This is a genomic window from Bacillus sp. FSL K6-0994, assembly GCF_038630815.1.
Taxonomy (GTDB): domain Bacteria; phylum Bacillota; class Bacilli; order Bacillales; family Bacillaceae; genus Bacillus; species Bacillus safensis.
In genome coordinates, this window is record NZ_CP152043.1 from 2,704,989 (window position 1) to 2,722,590 (window position 17,602).

General features: G+C 42.1%; 24 protein-coding genes and 1 riboswitch. Of the genes, 9 read left to right on the forward strand and 15 right to left on the reverse strand.

From position 1 onward, the window contains the following. Window positions 1-64: 64 nt before the first annotated feature. A riboswitch (SAM riboswitch) is annotated at window positions 65-199 on the reverse strand. 226 nt (window positions 200-425) lie between these two features. Continuing rightward, window positions 426-2,012, forward strand: a complete 1,587-nt coding sequence (gene pckA / locus MHB69_RS13990; RefSeq protein ID WP_024424910.1) for a phosphoenolpyruvate carboxykinase (ATP) — start codon at window positions 426-428, stop codon at window positions 2,010-2,012. 45 nt (window positions 2,013-2,057) lie between these two features. On the opposite strand, the gene MHB69_RS13995 is transcribed toward pckA, so the two are convergent. Genes MHB69_RS13995 through MHB69_RS14020 form a run of 6 tightly spaced genes read right to left on the reverse strand, consistent with a single transcriptional unit; the run spans window position 2,058 to window position 7,194 of the window. After that, window positions 2,058-2,300, reverse strand: coding sequence for a DUF2584 domain-containing protein (locus tag MHB69_RS13995; protein ID WP_003217584.1), 243 nt, complete (start codon window positions 2,298-2,300; stop codon window positions 2,058-2,060). A 39-nt stretch (window positions 2,301-2,339) separates the two neighbouring features. Continuing rightward, a complete protein-coding gene (locus MHB69_RS14000; protein WP_144496325.1) occupies window positions 2,340-3,134 on the reverse strand; it encodes a prolyl oligopeptidase family serine peptidase in 795 nt (264 codons plus the stop codon). A 26-nt stretch (window positions 3,135-3,160) separates the two neighbouring features. Next, window positions 3,161-4,642, reverse strand: coding sequence for a phytoene desaturase family protein (crtI, locus tag MHB69_RS14005; RefSeq protein ID WP_144496326.1), 1,482 nt, complete (start codon window positions 4,640-4,642; stop codon window positions 3,161-3,163). After that, window positions 4,639-5,766, reverse strand: a complete 1,128-nt coding sequence (locus tag MHB69_RS14010; protein WP_144496327.1) for a glycosyltransferase — start codon at window positions 5,764-5,766, stop codon at window positions 4,639-4,641. The genes crtI and MHB69_RS14010 overlap by 4 nt, the downstream gene beginning before the upstream one ends. Continuing rightward, window positions 5,751-6,497 (reverse strand): lysophospholipid acyltransferase family protein, encoded by a 747-nt coding sequence (locus MHB69_RS14015; protein ID WP_144496328.1) that lies wholly within the window; start codon window positions 6,495-6,497, stop codon window positions 5,751-5,753. The genes MHB69_RS14010 and MHB69_RS14015 overlap by 16 nt, the downstream gene beginning before the upstream one ends. Next, complete coding sequence (locus MHB69_RS14020) at window positions 6,466-7,194, reverse strand: carotenoid biosynthesis protein (protein ID WP_034279410.1); 729 nt, start codon at window positions 7,192-7,194, stop codon at window positions 6,466-6,468. The genes MHB69_RS14015 and MHB69_RS14020 overlap by 32 nt, the downstream gene beginning before the upstream one ends. Window positions 7,195-7,368: 174 nt before the next feature. Here MHB69_RS14020 and MHB69_RS14025 point away from each other — a divergent pair, with 174 nt between their 5' ends. From MHB69_RS14025 to MHB69_RS14035, 3 genes are read left to right on the forward strand one after another with little or no spacing between them, the layout of a single operon-like run. Next, window positions 7,369-8,370, forward strand: a complete 1,002-nt coding sequence (locus MHB69_RS14025) for an ABC transporter substrate-binding protein (RefSeq protein ID WP_034279408.1) — start codon at window positions 7,369-7,371, stop codon at window positions 8,368-8,370. Window positions 8,371-8,385: 15 nt separating this feature from the next. Beyond that, window positions 8,386-9,156, forward strand: a complete 771-nt coding sequence (locus tag MHB69_RS14030) for an ABC transporter ATP-binding protein (protein WP_034279407.1) — start codon at window positions 8,386-8,388, stop codon at window positions 9,154-9,156. Next, window positions 9,143-9,937 (forward strand): ABC transporter permease, encoded by a 795-nt coding sequence (locus MHB69_RS14035; protein WP_039180873.1) that lies wholly within the window; start codon window positions 9,143-9,145, stop codon window positions 9,935-9,937. Before MHB69_RS14030 ends, MHB69_RS14035 begins: the two co-directional genes overlap by 14 nt. 31 nt (window positions 9,938-9,968) lie before the next feature. Here MHB69_RS14035 and ytkD read toward each other — a convergent pair whose 3' ends face one another. Beyond that, window positions 9,969-10,445 carry an RNA deprotection pyrophosphohydrolase gene (gene ytkD, locus MHB69_RS14040; RefSeq protein WP_025093666.1) on the reverse strand — a complete coding sequence of 159 codons (477 nt, stop codon included), beginning with the start codon at window positions 10,443-10,445 and terminating at the stop codon, window positions 9,969-9,971. 248 nt (window positions 10,446-10,693) lie between these two features. Here ytkD and MHB69_RS14045 point away from each other — a divergent pair, with 248 nt between their 5' ends. Beyond that, window positions 10,694-11,305, forward strand: a complete 612-nt coding sequence (locus tag MHB69_RS14045; RefSeq protein WP_065214484.1) for a TerD family protein — start codon at window positions 10,694-10,696, stop codon at window positions 11,303-11,305. A gap of 22 nt (window positions 11,306-11,327) precedes the next feature. Continuing rightward, window positions 11,328-12,113 carry an AIM24 family protein gene (locus tag MHB69_RS14050; protein WP_024424922.1) on the forward strand — a complete coding sequence of 262 codons (786 nt, stop codon included), beginning with the start codon at window positions 11,328-11,330 and terminating at the stop codon, window positions 12,111-12,113. Between the two features lie 28 nt (window positions 12,114-12,141). Here the strand turns inward: MHB69_RS14050 and MHB69_RS14055 are convergent, their stop codons facing one another. The 4 genes from MHB69_RS14055 to MHB69_RS14070 all read right to left on the reverse strand — a co-directional run bounded on the left by MHB69_RS14055 (window position 12,142) and on the right by MHB69_RS14070 (window position 13,808). Beyond that, window positions 12,142-12,450, reverse strand: a complete 309-nt coding sequence (locus tag MHB69_RS14055; protein ID WP_024425787.1) for a hypothetical protein — start codon at window positions 12,448-12,450, stop codon at window positions 12,142-12,144. 43 nt (window positions 12,451-12,493) lie between these two features. After that, window positions 12,494-12,898 (reverse strand): phage holin family protein, encoded by a 405-nt coding sequence (locus tag MHB69_RS14060; RefSeq protein ID WP_064497782.1) that lies wholly within the window; start codon window positions 12,896-12,898, stop codon window positions 12,494-12,496. Window positions 12,899-13,052: 154 nt separating this feature from the next. Continuing rightward, window positions 13,053-13,244, reverse strand: coding sequence for a hypothetical protein (locus tag MHB69_RS14065; RefSeq protein ID WP_024424925.1), 192 nt, complete (start codon window positions 13,242-13,244; stop codon window positions 13,053-13,055). 126 nt (window positions 13,245-13,370) lie between these two features. After that, window positions 13,371-13,808, reverse strand: coding sequence for a Dps family protein (locus tag MHB69_RS14070; RefSeq protein ID WP_024424926.1), 438 nt, complete (start codon window positions 13,806-13,808; stop codon window positions 13,371-13,373). Between the two features lie 131 nt (window positions 13,809-13,939). Here MHB69_RS14070 and ytzI point away from each other — a divergent pair, with 131 nt between their 5' ends. Next, complete coding sequence (gene ytzI / locus MHB69_RS14075) at window positions 13,940-14,086, forward strand: YtzI protein (RefSeq protein WP_003217544.1); 147 nt, start codon at window positions 13,940-13,942, stop codon at window positions 14,084-14,086. Window positions 14,087-14,094: 8 nt separating this feature from the next. Here ytzI and MHB69_RS14080 read toward each other — a convergent pair whose 3' ends face one another. After that, the gene (locus MHB69_RS14080; RefSeq protein ID WP_144496330.1) at window positions 14,095-14,526 is read right to left on the reverse strand and encodes a FixH family protein; all 432 of its coding nucleotides are present in this window, start codon (window positions 14,524-14,526) and stop codon (window positions 14,095-14,097) included. 118 nt (window positions 14,527-14,644) lie between these two features. Further along, on the reverse strand, window positions 14,645-15,118 hold the full coding sequence (locus MHB69_RS14085; protein WP_003217624.1) for an S-ribosylhomocysteine lyase: 474 nt from the start codon (window positions 15,116-15,118) through the stop codon (window positions 14,645-14,647). Between the two features lie 126 nt (window positions 15,119-15,244). Here MHB69_RS14085 and yidD point away from each other — a divergent pair, with 126 nt between their 5' ends. After that, on the forward strand, window positions 15,245-15,469 hold the full coding sequence (gene yidD, locus MHB69_RS14090; protein WP_041107381.1) for a membrane protein insertion efficiency factor YidD: 225 nt from the start codon (window positions 15,245-15,247) through the stop codon (window positions 15,467-15,469). A gap of 1 nt (window position 15,470) precedes the next feature. Here the strand turns inward: yidD and MHB69_RS14095 are convergent, their stop codons facing one another. Beyond that, complete coding sequence (locus MHB69_RS14095; protein WP_024424929.1) at window positions 15,471-16,037, reverse strand: carbonic anhydrase; 567 nt, start codon at window positions 16,035-16,037, stop codon at window positions 15,471-15,473. Between the two features lie 214 nt (window positions 16,038-16,251). On the opposite strand from MHB69_RS14095, the gene MHB69_RS14100 reads away from it, so the two are divergent. Beyond that, window positions 16,252-17,256 carry a zinc ABC transporter substrate-binding protein gene (locus MHB69_RS14100; protein ID WP_144496331.1) on the forward strand — a complete coding sequence of 335 codons (1,005 nt, stop codon included), beginning with the start codon at window positions 16,252-16,254 and terminating at the stop codon, window positions 17,254-17,256. Window positions 17,257-17,333: 77 nt separating this feature from the next. Here the strand turns inward: MHB69_RS14100 and MHB69_RS14105 are convergent, their stop codons facing one another. Beyond that, window positions 17,334-17,576 carry a type B 50S ribosomal protein L31 gene (locus MHB69_RS14105; protein WP_024424931.1) on the reverse strand — a complete coding sequence of 81 codons (243 nt, stop codon included), beginning with the start codon at window positions 17,574-17,576 and terminating at the stop codon, window positions 17,334-17,336. Window positions 17,577-17,602 lie beyond the last annotated feature (26 nt).

Genomic DNA, 17,602 nt, shown 5'->3' on the forward strand with positions numbered 1-17,602 from the left:
TCCCAAAAATAAAAAAACCATTTCCTTCATTGCGAGGAAAGGGTCTGAGATCGCATGCCTTTCACTCTTATCGCTCAAGGTGTTCTTGTACCTTGCATCAGGTTAGCACCTTGGTTTCTCAGCATTTTCATGCCTTTTAAATAAGAAACCGGTTGCTGGGCTTCATCGGGCCTGTCCCTCCACCAACTCGGGATAAGAGTATCCGTTCAATAAGATATCTTATCTTAAACCCTTGCGTCATGTCAATGCTTCATAAGAATTATCTCCCTCTTTTTTCTCCTCACCATTAGCATCACCAAAAAGCATATTTTCATAGCAGAAATGAAAAAACACACACAAAAATTTTTAAATAGTATAGACTATTATTATTAATGTGTTATACTAATCGAAACAAACAAATTCAACGGTAAAGGAAGGGTTTTTTTATGAACTCAGTGGATTTAAAAGAAGATTTGCAGTCATTGCTCTCATTAGAAAATACGCACCAAAATTTATCTGTTCCGAAACTTGTTGAAAAGATTTTGGCACGTAATGAAGGCGTTTTAACATCAACTGGAGCTGTCCGCGCTACAACTGGAGCCTACACAGGACGTTCGCCTAAAGATAAATTTATCGTCAAAGAAGAAAGCTCTGAACATAAAATCGATTGGGGTCAAGTAAACCAGCCGATCTCCAAAGAAGCATTTGACCGTTTATATACAAAGGTTGTGTCATACTTAAAAGAACGTGATGAACTATTCGTCTTTGAAGGGTTTGCAGGCGCTGACGAAAGATATCGTATGCCGATTACAGTTGTAAACGAATTCGCATGGCACAATCTTTTTGCCAAGCAGCTATTTATCAGACCTGACGGGTCAACACCTTCTTCAAACGAAAAACCTTTCACCATCTTATCTGCACCGCACTTTAAAGCAGATCCTGCAACAGATGGCACAAACTCTGAAACGTTTATCATCGTTTCTTTTGAAAAACGCACGATTCTTATAGGTGGAACAGAATATGCAGGAGAAATGAAAAAGTCCATTTTCTCTGTGATGAACTACCTGCTTCCTGAGCAAGATATTTTATCCATGCACTGCTCAGCAAACGTAGGTCAAGAAGGCGATGTCGCCTTATTCTTCGGGCTTTCAGGTACTGGGAAAACGACGCTTTCTGCAAGCGCAAGCCGCAAGCTGATCGGAGACGATGAACACGGCTGGTCTGGCACAGGGGTCTTCAATATCGAGGGCGGATGCTATGCGAAATGTGTGAACTTAAGTGAAGAAAAAGAACCTCAGATCTACAAAGCGATCAGCTTCGGATCAGTTCTTGAGAACGTTGTGCTTGATGAAGAAACACGTGAAGCGGATTACGATGATACTTTCTTTACTGAAAATACACGCGCTGCTTACCCAATCGAAATGATTGATAACATCGTGAAACCAAGTATCGCAGGACATCCATCTGCCATTGTCTTTTTAACAGCGGATGCGTTTGGCGTCTTACCTCCAATCAGCCGTTTAACAAAAGAGCAGGCAATGTACCATTTCTTGAGCGGGTACACAAGTAAATTAGCTGGAACTGAGCGCGGTGTCACATCACCAGAAACGACATTCTCTACTTGCTTCGGTTCACCATTCCTTCCGCTTCCAGCTCACGTCTATGCTGAAATGCTTGGCAAAAAGATTGATGAGCACGGTGCAAAAGTATTCCTTGTGAATACAGGCTGGACTGGCGGAGGCTACGGTACAGGCAAACGAATGAATCTCGCTCATACAAGAGCAATGGTGCAGGCAGCAATCGAAGGTGACCTTGACAATGCCGAGATGATTACTGATGACATCTTTGGCTTACACATCCCGCTTCATATACCTGGTGTACCAGATGAAGTGCTTCAACCTGCTAAAACATGGGATGACCAAGAGGCTTATCAAGAAAAAGCACACTTCCTTGCCAATGAATTTAAAAAGAACTTCCAAAAATTCAGCCACGCGGCAAGTGACATTGAAGCCAAAGGCGGTCCACTCGTATAATCAAATGACAAAAGCTGAGGGGAATCATTCCCTCAGCTTTTTTGGTTAGTTTGTTGAATGTAATGAAACGAGTCGGTAAGTGACCTTTGTCACATTGTCTGTAAGCTCCAGCTTTTCAACGTGTGCTGTCCCTGTTTTTTCTCCGTCTTTCGTTTTACGCACCTCAAGCGGAATATTTAATGGATAAATGCGGTATCCTTCCTTCATGAGTTCAAATACATTCTCTTCAATTCTTGTCTCTTTTCCCTTCGTGACAATCATTGTATTAAATTCAACAGGCATTCCCATATTGAAAATCCCCCTACTTTCTAAATTTCGTTATACTGCTTATTTTACCACATTTCCGCTTTTCCGGCTGTGCATCCACGTCGTCAGCCTCCTGACAATTTCCCGATTATGCTGCGGGGGAAAATAATGGTTGTATCCATGAAAATACCAAGTCTCCACTGACTTTCCGTGCTGGCGCAGCGCATCTTCTAATAAATATGCATGCTCAATGGATACATTCTGATCCTCTTCTCCGTGGATGATGAGAACAGGCGCTTCAATTTTGTCCACATCATTTAAAGGCGTTCTGTCCTCATAAGCCTCTGGCACCTTGTGCGGGGGACCGCCAATCACACGTTTCATCATCCTTCTCATATCCACACGCTCTTCATAAGTCAGTTTCATATCACTGACGCCTCCCCATGTGACAAAGGAAGCTGCCTCCTGTTTCATTTCAACAGCGGTCCAGATGCCCATAATACCGCCTCGCGAAAAACCAAAGATATGAATGCGGTCCTTCTTCACTTTTTTGTGCTGTTTTAACAGCTGAAAGGCAGCGAACGCATCTTTTCGATCTTCTCCGGCAAAATCTTCGTTCCCTTCGCCTCCTTGGTTTCCCCGGTAAAAGGGAGCAAAGACGACAAAGCCCTGCGCGGCAAATTGCACAATCCGGCCTGGTCTGACCATCCCCACATTTTTAATGCCGCCTCGTAAATACAAAAAGCCGTCGTAGAAACCTTCTCCGGCCGGTTCAGCGAGCAGCCCTTTCATCCGAAGTCCATCTGCCTCATAGGTCACTGTATATAAGTGAATATGCGGATGGGGCGACGGAAACCTTCTTTTTTCCACAATCACTCGATTTCTCTCCTTTTCATCTTTGATTACGTCCATTGCTTCAGTATCGCTTCTGCGACAAGCTGGCCTGATTTTGTCACCATCGGCGTGCCGCCGCCTGGATGACTTGTTCCTCCAACAAACCAAAGTCCTTCAATGTCCTTTGACTGATTATTGATGCGAAAGAATGCCTGTTTGAACGAGTTTGAAGACATGCCATAAATGGCTCCACGATATGCACCTGTTTTCTGCTGCAGATCAAGCGGGGTTTGAACCGCTTCATATTCGATAAGCTCATCCAAATCAGAAAGACCTTTTTCCATTAATTTGTTTTTTACATGCTGACGATATGTCTCCTTTAGCATGTCCCAATCTTGCTCTTTTGTCATATAAGGTGCATTGGCCAGTACAAACAGGTTGCTTCTTCCCGGTCCTCCGCTTAAAGCTGGTTCTGAATAACCTGAATAGCATATGTAAAGCGCTGGGTCTTGAGGCAGCTGTTTTTTCTGAAAAATATCCTTGAATTCTTGCTCATAATCCTCAGGGAAAAACACATTGTGATGGGCCAGCTGTTCATAGACTTTAGGTACACCTAATAAGAGAACAAAGCCCGACAACGACGGTTCAATGCCAGACAGTTTTTGATTTAAATAACGAGGACGGTTTTTTTCATCTATGAGATGACGGTATACAGTCAGCGCATCTGCTCCTGCAATGACTTGATCTGCCTCATACATCTGCTGATCCGTTTCCACTCCTTTGACCTGCCGATCCTTCACATGAATCTTGTTCACTTGTTCATTGAGGTGAATCTGAACACCTAATTCTTTTGCCAGTATCTCAAATGCCTCAACTAAACGATATGTACCGCCCTGTATTCCATAAATCCCTTTCTCCCCTTCTAAATACGCCATCATATTAAAAATAGCCGGTGCCTCGTAGGGAGAGGAGCCAATATAAGTAGCATACCGTCCAAACATCGCCAATGTATGGGGGTGACGGAAATATTGACGCAGCAGGCGCTGAACGGATGTGAACGGTTTGACAGCGAGAAGTGCTTTCATCAGCTTTAAATCCGCCTTATCCTTCCAGCTCAATAACAGACGATTTAAAAACTGCTCCTCTGCCTTTTGAAAAAGCGCCTTTGATTCCTGCAAAAATGCACGGTATTGCTTCGCATCTTCAGGACTGAATGCAGCAATTTGTGATTCCATTTGCTCCATATTCGGCGTAAACTCGACCGTATGTCCATCTGGAAAAAAATTTTTGGTAAGCGGAGAAATCGGATAAAAGGTCACATAATCCTCCATCCGTCTATGACAGGCTGTAAACACTTCTTCAAAATATGTCTTCATTGTAATGGTACTCGGTCCTAAATCAAAAGAGTAGCCTGCTCCGTGATGGCGCTGCAATTTCCCGCCTAAAGCCGCTTCTTTTTCTAAAATGGTGACCTGAACCCCGCGTGACTGGAGACGGATCGCGGCTGATAATCCGCCAAGTCCGCCGCCGATGATGATCACTTTTTTCATTGGTACCTTCTTCCTTTCCATTCATACCCTTCTTTTTTCAGACCGATTTTCACAGAAGCAAAGCCAATGGCGATCAGGCTTAAAATACTGAGCGGCAATAAAAAAGCCATTGCAGAGGTCCGCCCGTTTTCAATATCAATTGCCGCTTTAATCGATACACCCAGCCCATAGCAAAGAATGGCTAAGCATATGCTCAAAACATCCAGCTGAAACAATGCGATCATGAAACAAATGACAGGAACCAAATAAAGGAGGGTGTATAAACAAAAGACACTGCTTAACAGAGGAATGCTTCGATTCACACCCGGGAACAAATTTTTCCGGTAACCTTCCCAAACCTCTTGTCCACTTTCATACATTCTCATATACACAAATGGATGAATGCTTGCAAGTGTGAACGGAAAGCCTTTTTCCTTCACCCGTTTAGCCAAAGCCATATCATCAACGAGTGAATCCTTGATCGCTTTATGCCCGCCAATGTCGTGATAACAATTCTTTTCAATGGCAATAAAACCGCCATGTGCTGCGGCAAAAGCGGGATTCTTAGATTTTCTTATCCATTTCACTGGCAGATGACAGCCAATGGTAAACATCATCATAGGAACCACAAGATGCTCAAACAATGTGCCTGTTTTTTGTTCTGGAAAACCTGACAGCATGCCCGTTTTTTGCATGCATAACTGCTTGTATACTGATTCAACTGCCCCTTTTTTTAATCGGACATCCGCATCTAAAAATAGCAGCCAGTCAGAAGCTGCTGCCTCAGCGAGCTGAGAGCAGGCATATGATTTACCAAGCCAGCCCCGCTTTAATGGCTGACCTGAAAGGAGACGGATCCACGGATATGTTTCTGCGAAGCGCTCCACCATCGCTCTTGTCTGATCTGTCGAATGGTCATCAAGTACGATAAGCTCTTTCGGGTAAAGACGTTGATCAACGATCGACTGAAGACAGGCTTCTATCCTTTTTTCCTCATTTCTCGCTGGAATCAGAATCGATAACGAAATAGGTTCACCCGGCGAAAAGGATGCTGGCTTTAAAACAGGAAGCTGCCTCATATTCCATATGGTGAAAATAAACTGACAGAGCAAGAGTACGCTGATCACGGTTAAGAAGACCGCCATGTTTTCACCCACTTTTTAAAGGAATCAAACGCATCACTTGTTGATTGACTTGTCCTTGTCATCTGTCTAAATTCTTGATTGGTTGAAAAATCAGGGTCAGCGATGACCTGTGCTTGATGTGCGTTTAACTGCGTTTCAAGGAGATCCCTAAGCAGATGCGTCACGTCCTTGCTTCGAAGTTCTCCGCCAGATACAAAGGTATCTTCACCAAACACAGCAGATACTGTCGGCTTTTGAAATTGATTAAATGTATAATGCAAGGTCACAGGCTTCACCACGACTTGCTCAAATTGTCTCACTAAAAAAGAAGCCCCGCCCTCCAATTCAAGCGGCCGCACATCCTGATGCATGATTTTCCCCTGTGGAAAAAGCCATACAGCCCTGCCAGCCTGCATGTTCTCTTTTGCCATCATTAATGCTTGCTTCACACTTTTCAGATTCTCTTTCTGAACCGGAAAGGCACCAAGCTTTCGGAAAAAGGCATATTGCTTCAGCTGTTTCTCCTCCATCATCATATAGTGATCGCGTTCGGACGCTTTTTCTGTTAAAAGAAAGATGATCAGTCCATCCCACCAGGAGCTATGATTAGCGAGATAAAGAACAGGCAGCTTCTCGTTTGGGTCCACAGCGCCTTTCATCATCACGCAGCGGAAATGTTTATGAAGTAAATACCGCTCAAGATAAAGAGAAAATATACGTCTAAACGATCGGCTTTTGTCGTTTTCTTTCAAATTGAACCCTTCCTTCACACAAAATAACAATGATTAGCGCTAAATAAAAAATGACATCGAGCCCGCCCTTTAATGCCAGCACACCAAAAAAGAACACCATTGCCTGATAAATACGGCTCGTCCAGCTGAGGGCCTTTTGATCAACCTGAACAAGCGGGAAGAGAAAGGAAAGTCCTGCTCCAATCATACCCCAGCTCACAAAATTCTCAAAAGGAATACCATAAAAACCACCGCCGTCATACCACACCCAAAATTTCCGTTCAGCCGCTACTGGATCTAATATGAGGTCAAGCAAGACAATCCATATCCCCGTTTCGACAGCTCGTTTCCATTTCGACTGCTGAGTGGATAAAAAAAGGCTGTTTAAAAACACACCAACCCATGCAAAAGCAATGGTTAAAGGCACTCCTGCCACTAGAAAACCTAACGTCGGATAATAGTCATAGGCCCCGAAAGGAAAACCAGTTGTGATCCCTATCCATTCAACCGTAAATGTCAGCACACCGACAATGGCTGCCCTTTTGATCACACCAACCCATGCCCCATAAATATTTCGCCCAATCTCTATCACACAGCAGGCATACAGCACAAGGAAAATGCCATTTGCAAACTGAAGCCATGCTGGCACTTCAAAAGAGACCATTAATATGAGCCCCACTAAATACCATCCAAGAAATACCCAACTCACTCTATACACGAAACCGCCCCTTTATTTCTTCCAAATTCAAGAAAGTATTCATGCATCTAGTATAGAAAAAAAGACACGTTCTATAAATAAACAATGCGCTTCTTATTTTCATCTAGGCACTCACCAAAAATCCCTTTTGACATACTTTAATTAGTGATCTAGAACAAAGGAGGCGAATTACTCTTGAATCGTTCCATCAAAGTCAGACTGGCATTCATCGTCGTTGTCCTGCTCTTTATTCCATTTGTCGCCTGTAAAAAAGAACAAGAGCAGACCGTACAAGTAGCCGAGGTGACCCATTCGGTTTTTTATGCTCCGCTCTATGTTGCCTTATCTGAGGATTTCTTCAAAGAAGAAGGGCTAGAGGTTGAATTAAAAACGACCTGGGGCGGCGATAAAACGATGACAGCTCTCTTATCCGGCGGTGCAGATATCGCCCTGACCGGATCTGAATCCTCTATCTATGTAGAGGCTCAAGACACAAAAGACTCTGTCATCAACTTTGCACAACTGACACAAACAGACGGTACATTTCTTGTTTCAAGGGAGAAAGTGAGTGAATTCTCTTGGGATCAATTAAAAGGAAAAGACTTTCTTGGACAGCGGAAAGGCGGCATGCCGCAAATGGTCGGTGAATATGTCCTGAAAAAGGAAGGCATTGATGTAAAAAAGGATCTCCGCATGATTCAAAATATTGATTTTGCCAACATTTCAGGTGCTTTCTCCTCTGGAACTGGCGATTTTGTGCAGTTATTCGAACCGACAGCATCCTTAATTGAAAAAGAAGGCAAAGGGTACATTACCGCCTCCTTTGGAGAGGCTTCCGGAAAGGTGCCGTATACCACCTTCATGGCAAAGAAGAGTTACTTAGAGGAAAACAAAGAAACAGCTGAAGCCTTCACTCGCGCCATTTACAAAGCGCAGAAATGGGTAGAAGCCAAGCAGCCGGAGGAGATTGCCAAAACCATTCAATCTCATTTTCCTGACACAGAACTTGATGTTTTATCAACTGCCATTAAACGCTACAAACAGCAGGACTCCTATGCAGCAGATCCCCTTCTGAATGAAGAGGAATGGAACAAATTGCAGGAAATCATGAAGGAGAGCGATGAATTGCCGAGATTTATCCCGTACAAACAACTTGTCGATTCATCCATTGCAAAGAAGGTCACAGAACACAAATAGAATAGGAGGTAGCACATGTCTTTCCTTCAAATTGACCATGTGACCCACACGTACTTCTCTTTAAAAGAAAAAACAACGGCCATACAGCATATCAATATGGAGATAGACCAAGGAGAATTTATCTCATTTATTGGTCCCAGCGGCTGCGGGAAAACCACCCTGCTGTCTATCATTGCAGGAATAACGCCGCCATCTGAAGGCCGAATTTTAATCGAAGGAAAAGAGCCGAATCAAAAGGAGCATCAAATCGGCTACATGCTCCAGCAAGATTATTTGTTCCCTTGGAAAACCATCAAGGAAAATATCATTCTCGGGTTAAAAATTACCAAGCAAGATTCACATGAAGCCACCTCCGCCGCTCTTGGCTTACTGCCTAAGCTTGGCCTTCATGATGTAGAGGAAAAATACCCGAAGGAGTTGTCAGGCGGCATGAGGCAGCGTGCGGCTCTCGCCCGAACGCTTGCAGTGAATCCCGGTCTGCTTTTACTAGATGAACCCTTTTCAGCTCTAGACTACCAAACCAAACTCACTTTAGAGGATCTCGTCTTTCATACACTCAAAAACTATCAAAAAACAGCGGTCCTTGTGACACATGACATCGGCGAAGCCATTGCAATGAGTGACCGCATTTTCTTATTCTCAAAGCATCCTGGCTCGATCCAGCGAATCTTTACTGTTCCAGATGATCTGAGGACTCTTTCTCCTTTCAAAGCGAGACAGACCCAGAGTTTCCAAGAGCTCTTTCAAACGATTTGGAAGGAGCTGAAAACAGTTGAAACACAGTGACCTTTTACATGAAGCCTATCGCAAAAAATACCGAATGGAAAAACGCATGACCCGAATCTATCAGTTCATTATTTTCGCCAGCTTCTTTTCGCTTTGGGAGCTTGCCAGTCATTTTCGCCTTATCGATCCACTGATATTTAGTTCACCATCAGCAGTCTGCCAATTGTTTGTACAAAAAATATCCGATGGGTCTTTAGTGAATCATATGAGTATTACATTATTTGAAACGGTGCTCGGATTTCTACTTGGTACCTTTTGCGGCATTTTGCTTGCTGCCGCCTTATGGTGGTCCACCCGCCTGGCAAACGTTCTTGATCCTTATTTAGTCATTTTAAATGCCATGCCAAAAGTTGCCCTCGCCCCGATTTTAATTGTTGCCCTTGGGCCTGGCATGATCAGCATCGTTGCCATGGGCGCAATCATTAGTGTGATCATTACGACAATCGTCATTTATACAGCCTTTCAAGAGGTCGATGAGAATTATTTAAAGGTGATGAAAACCTTTGGTGCGAAAAAAAGCGTCGTCTTTCGCGAGGTCATTTTGCCAGCTAGTATTCCAACGATGATTTCTGCGATCAAAGTCAATGTCGGCCTTTCTTGGGTTGGGGTTATCGTAGGGGAATTTCTTGTTTCCTCAAAAGGGCTCGGCTACATGATCATTTACGGTTTTCAAGTCTTCAACTTTACACTCGTTTTCTTAAGTCTTTTCATTATTGCCGTATTTGCGACCATCATGTACCAGCTTGTGGAATGGCTCGAACGCCGTTTTCTTCAAAAATAAAAAGCACAGGGATTGTCACCCTGCGCTTTTTTTAACGAATCAAACCGTTCTTTTCTAAATAAGCAAGACTTTGTCTTAACACATCATCTTTCATAATAAAACTGAAATTCTTATTTTTTGCGATGGATCTTGGCAAGTCTGCGAAAAGAACGGGTCCTTTCGTTTCAAAATACGTGTCTTGCTTCACTAGCTTTTCAATATCAGCGAAATAAATATTCTTGACAATGACCTTTTCTCTGCCCAGCACCTGATATTGACCAATATACGTTAATTCACGAACAACAGCACCCGTCTCTTCTTGAATCTCCCGTATAGCGGCTTGGTCTGCTTCTTCATCCGGCTCAACTTTCCCTCCTGGAAACTCATAGCCCCGATCCTCATGTTCAGTGAGCAGCCATTTCCCTTGGTAGCGGCAGATGGCCCAAACATGCTTAGGATGACTTGAAAAAGGCTTCTCCTCAAAAGAGAGCTTGACCGTATTATGATAATAGTCTTTAAATACATGCATGTGAAATCCCTCATATCCTGTCCTTGCTTCTTGTAAAACATCATACCACAGATCACATTTCTCTGAAGAATTTTTATCAAAAGTGAAACAAACGAGTGGTTCTAACTCGTCTGTATCTAAAATGAGGTATTGTTGCTAAAACCTTTTTATTATTTCCAACTTCACCCAATTTTAATCATGAAACCTTTTATCCCTATATAACGTAAATGAATCAGTGTTGGTCCTATGACAACGAGGAGGAAATCAGCATGAGTATAAAAAATGGGTCAAAACAAGACGCACCCCATGAGGTGATCAAGAAACACCTCGTGAAAGGGCAAAAGTTAGATTTAACAAAAGACAACCCAGCGATCGACCAAATTCATATCGGGCTTGGCTGGGACCTGGCTGGTCAGCCAATTGATTTAGATACGCAAGTGTTTCTTTTAAATGAAGAGGACAAGCTGTTGTCTCCTAAGCATCTGATCTATTATCACCAGCAGCAAAGCTTAGATGGAGCTGTGCGTCATCTTGGGGATCATCAATTTGGCGGAGGGTATCGAGACAATGAAATGATTATTATGCAATTAAGCAGAGTCTCACCTGACATTCATAAAATTGTTGTCACAGCCACAATACATGATGCACACGAACGCCAGCATCATTTTGGACAAGTCACCAATGCCTATGTGCGCCTTACTGATCAAATCTCGCAGCAAGAGATTTGTACCTTTCAGTTAACAGAGGATTATTCGTATTGTACATCCATTATATGCGCTGAACTCACGAGAGATCAGGAGGAATGGAAGATCACTGCGACCGGGCAAGGGACTACTTTAGATTTAAACGATTTATGCCGCATCTATGGATTCACATCTTGACGCAGGAAAGGAGCCGGCACCTATGGGATTTCATTTCAACACAATAGAAGAACTTACCTTACAAGCAGAAGGCAGCGGAATCTTTTTTGCCAAAAAAGGCGCCATGATTGCGGATCAAGGAAGTTTCCAATACCGCAAGCGATTACTTGGAACGAATAAAGGAAATATGGTCAGCCAAGTATTTAACCATATCAGCAGGAAATTCACAGGTGAAAACCTTGAGATGATGGAAGTGAGTGGACAAGGTACTTGCTACTTGGCGGATGCAAGCGAGCATGTAACTGTGATTAACCTTGAGCCAAGCGGACCTTGGCAGCATGTAAGTGTAGAAAGTGAAGATTTACTTGCCTTTACTGAGGAATGCCATTACGGCGTCACACCAGTAGGCGTTGGTATTTTATCACAGAAAGGACTGTTTACATCAAAACTCTCTTATCAAGGGCACGGAGCGCAGGTCGCCATCAAAACGAATGGAAATCCGCTCATTTTAAAAGCCCCCTGCCGTGTAGACCCTGACGCGATTGTCGCTTGGACAGGCAAAGCCCCGAAGGTCAAACTAGATGTGAACTGGAAGACTTTCATTGGACAAACATCTGGCGAATCCTACTTATTTGAGTTCCAGGAACAAGATCAAATCGTCATTATCCAGCCATCTGAGCGCACATCTGGGTTACGGGTGGGTTTAGATGATAATCGCTACAAACCTCAGAGCCAGAGCTCCTCTCATGAGTTCACCAATTCACAGCAAGAAAATAGAGGCGGCGGGATCAGCGATTTGATCGGAGGCATTTTACAACCGCGAAAATAAAGCATGTAGAGATTCTCTACATGCTTTTTCAATTCATCAAACCATTTGTCTCAATAAAGCTCCTTGTCTCTTCATTGCCGAGCTCATAAATCATTGTGTAAATTTCTTTTCTTTTTCTATCCATTTCATCATTTGGACTATCATAATGATATTCAAGAAACGGAACATGCGCCCGAAAGAAGCCTTTCCAATCTGTCATATACTGTTCATCGAAATAGTCTCTCAGCTGCAAAATTTGATCATCATCTGCTTCTATTTGAAATTGCCAAGCCGCTGCATCTCTATGCTGCGATATCGATCCATCTTGTACGGATACATAGTACGTGTGTCTCGCCATCTGAATCATCCTTTTTTCTTTAGTATGACCAGATATGAGGAAATTACGGCTTTTTGCGCAATTTATTTTTCAACATGTCCAATACATCAATAAACAACTGTGGAATGGGAACTCCAAGGGCTCTGGCTGTCGAGACGATTTGATAAGATTCATAAATAATATAAAAGATGATCGCTAAATCCTTAATCGCCCCATTTGTCTTCAGCATGACATCGAAGAAATGCGCCATCGATATTAAGGAAACTGTCACGATCTTTCGAACAAGCCGCGTAAAAAACCGCTTCATTGTGAGCTGCCCAGTCAAAGATTCTCTTAGGCTTGAACAAATTAATTCAATAGCCATCAACGTCACTAAAATCATCAGTAAATATCCTGCTCCACCAAACAGAAAGCCCATCGCCGACAAACTCACTGTAACCAACGAAAAGATGCCTAAATCCTTGCTCACTTGGCATCAACATCCTTTCAAAGTGGAACTCCTTACCTCAATAGTATATGCCGAATTCTCGCAATAGCTTGGACGACAAAAAATAAAGGCGCTGTTATGTCCTCAGGGAGACGAATGAAACCAAAAAAGCCGCCCCATAAGGCGGCTTCTCTTTTTAGACTCTGACATCAATAAATGAAGCATCTGAATCCTTTGGCTGAACAGCTTGAGGCTGCTGCTGCACTTGATCCAGCATCACCATAGCTTGTGCTGTATTCGTAGCAAGCTGTGAATTCAACAAACTAATATTGAGTGTCTTTTGAATGCTCGCTACTTGCTGACTCATCATTCCTGCAATAGAAGACATCTTCTTCCCTCCCTTCTCTTTTCTCTTCGGCTGAAAGCCCTATGATTTCAATGGGCTGTCTGTCCCGATTCCAATAAAAAAGAATGTCGGTCTATTTATGACCGACATTCTTTTCACATACGTGTATTATCCTAAATATGCTTTAAGCATCCAGTTGTGTTTTTCAATGGATTGATGAATCGCAAGCAGCATATCACCTGTAGTTTCATCGCCAACCTCTGCAGCCAGCTCCATTCCTTGCTTTAATTCCTCAGCGATATTGGAGAAATCATCATATAGATTTTTCACCATTTGCTCCGCTGATTCTTTGCCCTCTGCTTCTTGAATGCTGGAAATTTCTAAGCACTCTTTCATTGTCGCAACAGGCTGTCCATTTAAAGCAAGCATACGCTCAGCCAAATCATCAATATATGTAGCTGTTTCTGTATATAGTTCCTCAAATTTTTCATGGAGTGTAAAGAAATCTTTCCCCTTTACATACCAATGATAGTTATGTAATTTCACGTAAAGCACAGTCCAATCAGCTACTTGTTTATTGACGACGTTTAATAATTGTTCAGACATATTTATTCCTCCTTATGTAATTGCGTTTAGTATGAGAATACCCTTTTCTTATTATACTGAAACCTGCCGTCAATTTCTTCTATTTTGACTGCATGAAATATATGTTAATATGGAAATAAGGAGGGAGTTAGATGCTGTTACTTGGGATTATCAGCTTTATCATTATCTCAATCGTTGTCTTTTTATCATTGTGGACGACATCGAAGGCTTATGAATATAAGCATAAAGTCGATTCACCACAGGATGCAGAACCAAATCAACGTCCTAATCCAAAATAAATCCGCTTTTAATGATGTGAGGTTTCTTCAGTAGATGAACTCTCTTTTTTCACCTCACCTACGTGGATGTTCGTTTTCGGCATATTGTGCTGCTGTTTAGCTGTCACATGGACTTGTATGATATAAAGGCCATCTTTTTTGAAGGCTGTGTGCAATTCGTATACACCCTTGTTTTCTTTCTTTGGCTGAATCATCTTGCTGTTATCCTTGTCGCCATCTTTCCACACTTCAAATTGAACATCATCTGCATCATCAACAGGCGTATCACCATATGTGACAGCTGCTTTTACTATAACGCTTTCATTTTTCTCCACTTGCTCAGGTCCTGTGAGCTTTACTTCTAATAGCTCAGGCACTTCCCCTTTGCCGCTATTTGCTGCAGAGTTTCCACATGCACTCAATAACGTGAGCATCAGAATCATTCCCAACATTTTTCGCATCCTGCGTTTCCCCCTTCTTTTACTGACATGTCCATTTTAACAAATATCCCCTATTTTGACATCTCTGTTTAAATTCAAATAAAAAACCGGACATCTAAATGTCCGGTTCATCCTTCTATTAACCAAATACTTTTAAAAGCTCTTCTTGATCCTGAGAAAGCCAGAAACGCATTAAACGTTTTGCCCCTTCAAGATCATGAAGCTTCGCTTGGCCGCATTGCTCTTCGTTTGCAGCAGGAATTTCTGTTACTTCAACCGCATCCTTGAATGTTGCATCAAGAAGTTCAACGATCTCTTTTGGAGTTGGTGCACCACTGACAACTAAATAGTAGCCTGTCTGGCAGCCCATTGGAGAAATATCAATGATATCAAAATGATCATATTTCTCTGAGTGTGTTCTAATATTAAAGGCAAGCAAATGCTCTAATGTATGAATCGTATCAGGTTTCATCGCCTGCTTGTTGGGCTGACAAAAACGAATATCGAATTTATTTACTTCCCCATCTGATCCCACTTTATGAACGCCGCAATGACGAACATATGGCGCTTTTACAGCATTATGATCAAGTTCAAAGCTTTCGACTGAAGGCATAATCACCACTCCTATAATTGCAATTTCCTATATTATAACATATTTCTCCGACCAGTTTAGTTTATAAAACTTTCCTTCCTTGTCCTTTTTTCTTATACTGTGGAAGACAGACAAGGAGGAACCTCTATGAAACAAATTTTTATCGGCATGATACGCTTTTATCAAAAATGTATTTCCCCTCTTACACCGCCAAGCTGCCGGTTTTATCCAACATGCTCAAACTATGGACTAGAGGCAATCAAAACGCATGGCGCGATCAAGGGCGGCTGGCTCACCATAAAACGGATTTTGAAATGTCATCCGCTTCATCCTGGCGGCATCGATCCTGTTCCGCCTAAAAAGGAAAAATAACTTACTTTTCTTCATATCCGTTGACAACTAAGTCAAGCTTCCCTGTTCCAGGATCAATGACAAGCCCGTGTACAGGTACATCTGATGGAAGAAGCGGGTGATTTTTCACTACGGACACACTGTCCTTCACGCTCTCTTCGACTGAACTAAAGCTTTTGAGCCACTGTTTAAAATCAATTCCTGAGTATTCCAGTACTTCAATACGTTTTTCTGGAATACCGCGCTCAACGGCTTTATTTAAAAGTGTCTGGCTGTCTATTTTACTCATCCCGCAATCATGATGCCCAATGACATATACCTCGTCAGCATTTAATTCGTAAACAGCAACTAAAATGCTTCGCATAATACTTCCAAATGGATGAGAAACAAGCGCCCCAGCACTTTTGACAATCTTAATATCGCCATTTTTCATGTTCATGGCACGCGGAAGCAGTTCAACAAGTCTTGTATCCATACACGATAGAATGACAGCTTTTTTCTGTGGAAACTTTGTTGTTGTAAATTCTTCGTATTTCTTTTCTTCAATAAATTGTTGATTATATTCGATGATTTCATCTAAAAGTTTCATACGTTTGTCCATTCCTTTATCTTTTTTTAAAAATAAATATAGCACAATGTAAGAAATTTCGTCACGTTTTGCAGCTTATTTTTTTAGAGGAAACATCTGCTGACGAAATTTTTTTATTTTCCTCTTTTCAAATCGTAATTATTACGATACAATAACTCAGGACATTAAATCGTAATCATTTCTATCTATTAGATTGAGAGGAGACATTTTCTACATGAAAAAAATCTTTTTTATTTTAACAGCTGCTTTATTCGCGATCGGTCTTGCCGCTTGCTCAAGCAGTGCGGGCACTAATGCTTCAAAAGGTAAGGCAGACGGGAAACTAATCATTTACACCACGATCTTCCCAATCCAAGATTTCACTGAAAAAATTGGCGGCTCTCACGTTCATGCTCAAAGCGTGTATCCTGCAAATGCAGATGCACACAGCTTTGAACCAAGTTCAAAAACAATGGTTGAAATGGCTGAAGGTGATGCCTTTATCTACAGCGGCACAGGGGCTGAAGCATTCGCAGACAAAACTGCTGCCACTTTAAAAGACCAAGGTGTGAAAACAGTCAAAGCAGCCGAAGGCATCAAATTGTTATCGACAAATGAAGAACATGCACATGAAGAAGGCGAAGATCATGACCATGAAGGTGAAGATCATGTCCATGAAGGTGAAGACCATGATCATGACGGGCACGATCACGGAGATAAGGACCCTCATGCATGGTTAGACCCGGTTTATGCACAGCAAATGGCGAAAAACATTAAAGACACACTCGTCTCATTAGATCCAGATCATAAAGATGAATACACAAAAAACTATGAACATCTAAAAAAAGATTTACAATCATTAGATCAAGAATTCAAAACAACGTTATCTAAAGCGAAACATAAAGAAATTCTTGTTTCTCACGCAGCTTATGGTTATTGGGAAAAGCGCTATGGCATTGAGCAAATCAGTGTTTTAGGGTTATCCGCTTCTGAAGAGCCATCACAAAAACAGCTCGAAAACATTGTACAAAAAGCGGAAAAACATCACATTCAATACGTTATTTTTGAAAACAACGTGAGCAGCAAAGTATCAGATACAATCCGCAGTGAAATTGGGGCAAAAAGCTTGACCCTTAAAAATCTGGAATCCATTACTGAAGATGATGCCAAAAACGGCGAAAGCTACGTCAGCTTAATGAAACAAAACTTAAAGACCTTAAACACCGCTTTAAATGATTAATGCTTTGAACCCCGGCTGATCACCCGGGGTTTTTTACTGTCAAAAAAAGCACACCGTTATCAGGCGTGCTTTTTTGATTACATTTGATATTTTTTCTTAAACTGCTCGGCTCTTCCGCCTTTTTCTCCGAATTTTTGGCGCCCTGTATAAAAAGGATGCGTATCAGAGCTTGTTTCTACTTTAATGACAGGATACGTTTTCCCATCTTCCCACTCTACTGTCTCGTTTGATGTCTTTGTTGATCTACTCAAGAAGCGGTAACCGCTGTTTACGTCCATAAATACAACTTCATGTGAGGTTGGATGAATATCTCTTTTCAATGTCAAAACTCCTTTCGTTAATAAAA

Bases quoted from the DNA above. Each gene is read 5' to 3' on its own strand.
- ytzI (WP_003217544.1), top strand. From the start codon at position 13,940: ATGCTGTTACTTGGGATTATCAGCTTTATCATTATCTCAATCGTTGTC.
- yidD (WP_041107381.1), top strand. From the start codon at position 15,245: ATGAAACAAATTTTTATCGGCATGATACGCTTTTATCAAAAATGTATT.
- MHB69_RS14080 (WP_144496330.1), bottom strand. From the start codon at position 14,526: ATGCGAAAAATGTTGGGAATGATTCTGATGCTCACGTTATTGAGTGCA.
- pckA (WP_024424910.1), top strand. From the start codon at position 426: ATGAACTCAGTGGATTTAAAAGAAGATTTGCAGTCATTGCTCTCATTA.
- MHB69_RS14085 (WP_003217624.1), bottom strand. From the start codon at position 15,118: ATGCCTTCAGTCGAAAGCTTTGAACTTGATCATAATGCTGTAAAAGCG.
- MHB69_RS13995 (WP_003217584.1), bottom strand. From the start codon at position 2,300: ATGGGAATGCCTGTTGAATTTAATACAATGATTGTCACGAAGGGAAAA.
- MHB69_RS14045 (WP_065214484.1), top strand. From the start codon at position 10,694: ATGAGTATAAAAAATGGGTCAAAACAAGACGCACCCCATGAGGTGATC.
- MHB69_RS14055 (WP_024425787.1), bottom strand. From the start codon at position 12,450: ATGGCGAGACACACGTACTATGTATCCGTACAAGATGGATCGATATCG.
- MHB69_RS14095 (WP_024424929.1), bottom strand. From the start codon at position 16,037: ATGAAACTTTTAGATGAAATCATCGAATATAATCAACAATTTATTGAA.
- MHB69_RS14050 (WP_024424922.1), top strand. From the start codon at position 11,328: ATGGGATTTCATTTCAACACAATAGAAGAACTTACCTTACAAGCAGAA.
- MHB69_RS14030 (WP_034279407.1), top strand. From the start codon at position 8,386: ATGTCTTTCCTTCAAATTGACCATGTGACCCACACGTACTTCTCTTTA.
- ytkD (WP_025093666.1), bottom strand. From the start codon at position 10,445: ATGCATGTATTTAAAGACTATTATCATAATACGGTCAAGCTCTCTTTT.
- MHB69_RS14010 (WP_144496327.1), bottom strand. From the start codon at position 5,766: ATGGCGGTCTTCTTAACCGTGATCAGCGTACTCTTGCTCTGTCAGTTT.
- MHB69_RS14100 (WP_144496331.1), top strand. From the start codon at position 16,252: ATGAAAAAAATCTTTTTTATTTTAACAGCTGCTTTATTCGCGATCGGT.
- MHB69_RS14065 (WP_024424925.1), bottom strand. From the start codon at position 13,244: ATGTCTTCTATTGCAGGAATGATGAGTCAGCAAGTAGCGAGCATTCAA.
- MHB69_RS14070 (WP_024424926.1), bottom strand. From the start codon at position 13,808: ATGTCTGAACAATTATTAAACGTCGTCAATAAACAAGTAGCTGATTGG.
- crtI (WP_144496326.1), bottom strand. From the start codon at position 4,642: ATGAAAAAAGTGATCATCATCGGCGGCGGACTTGGCGGATTATCAGCC.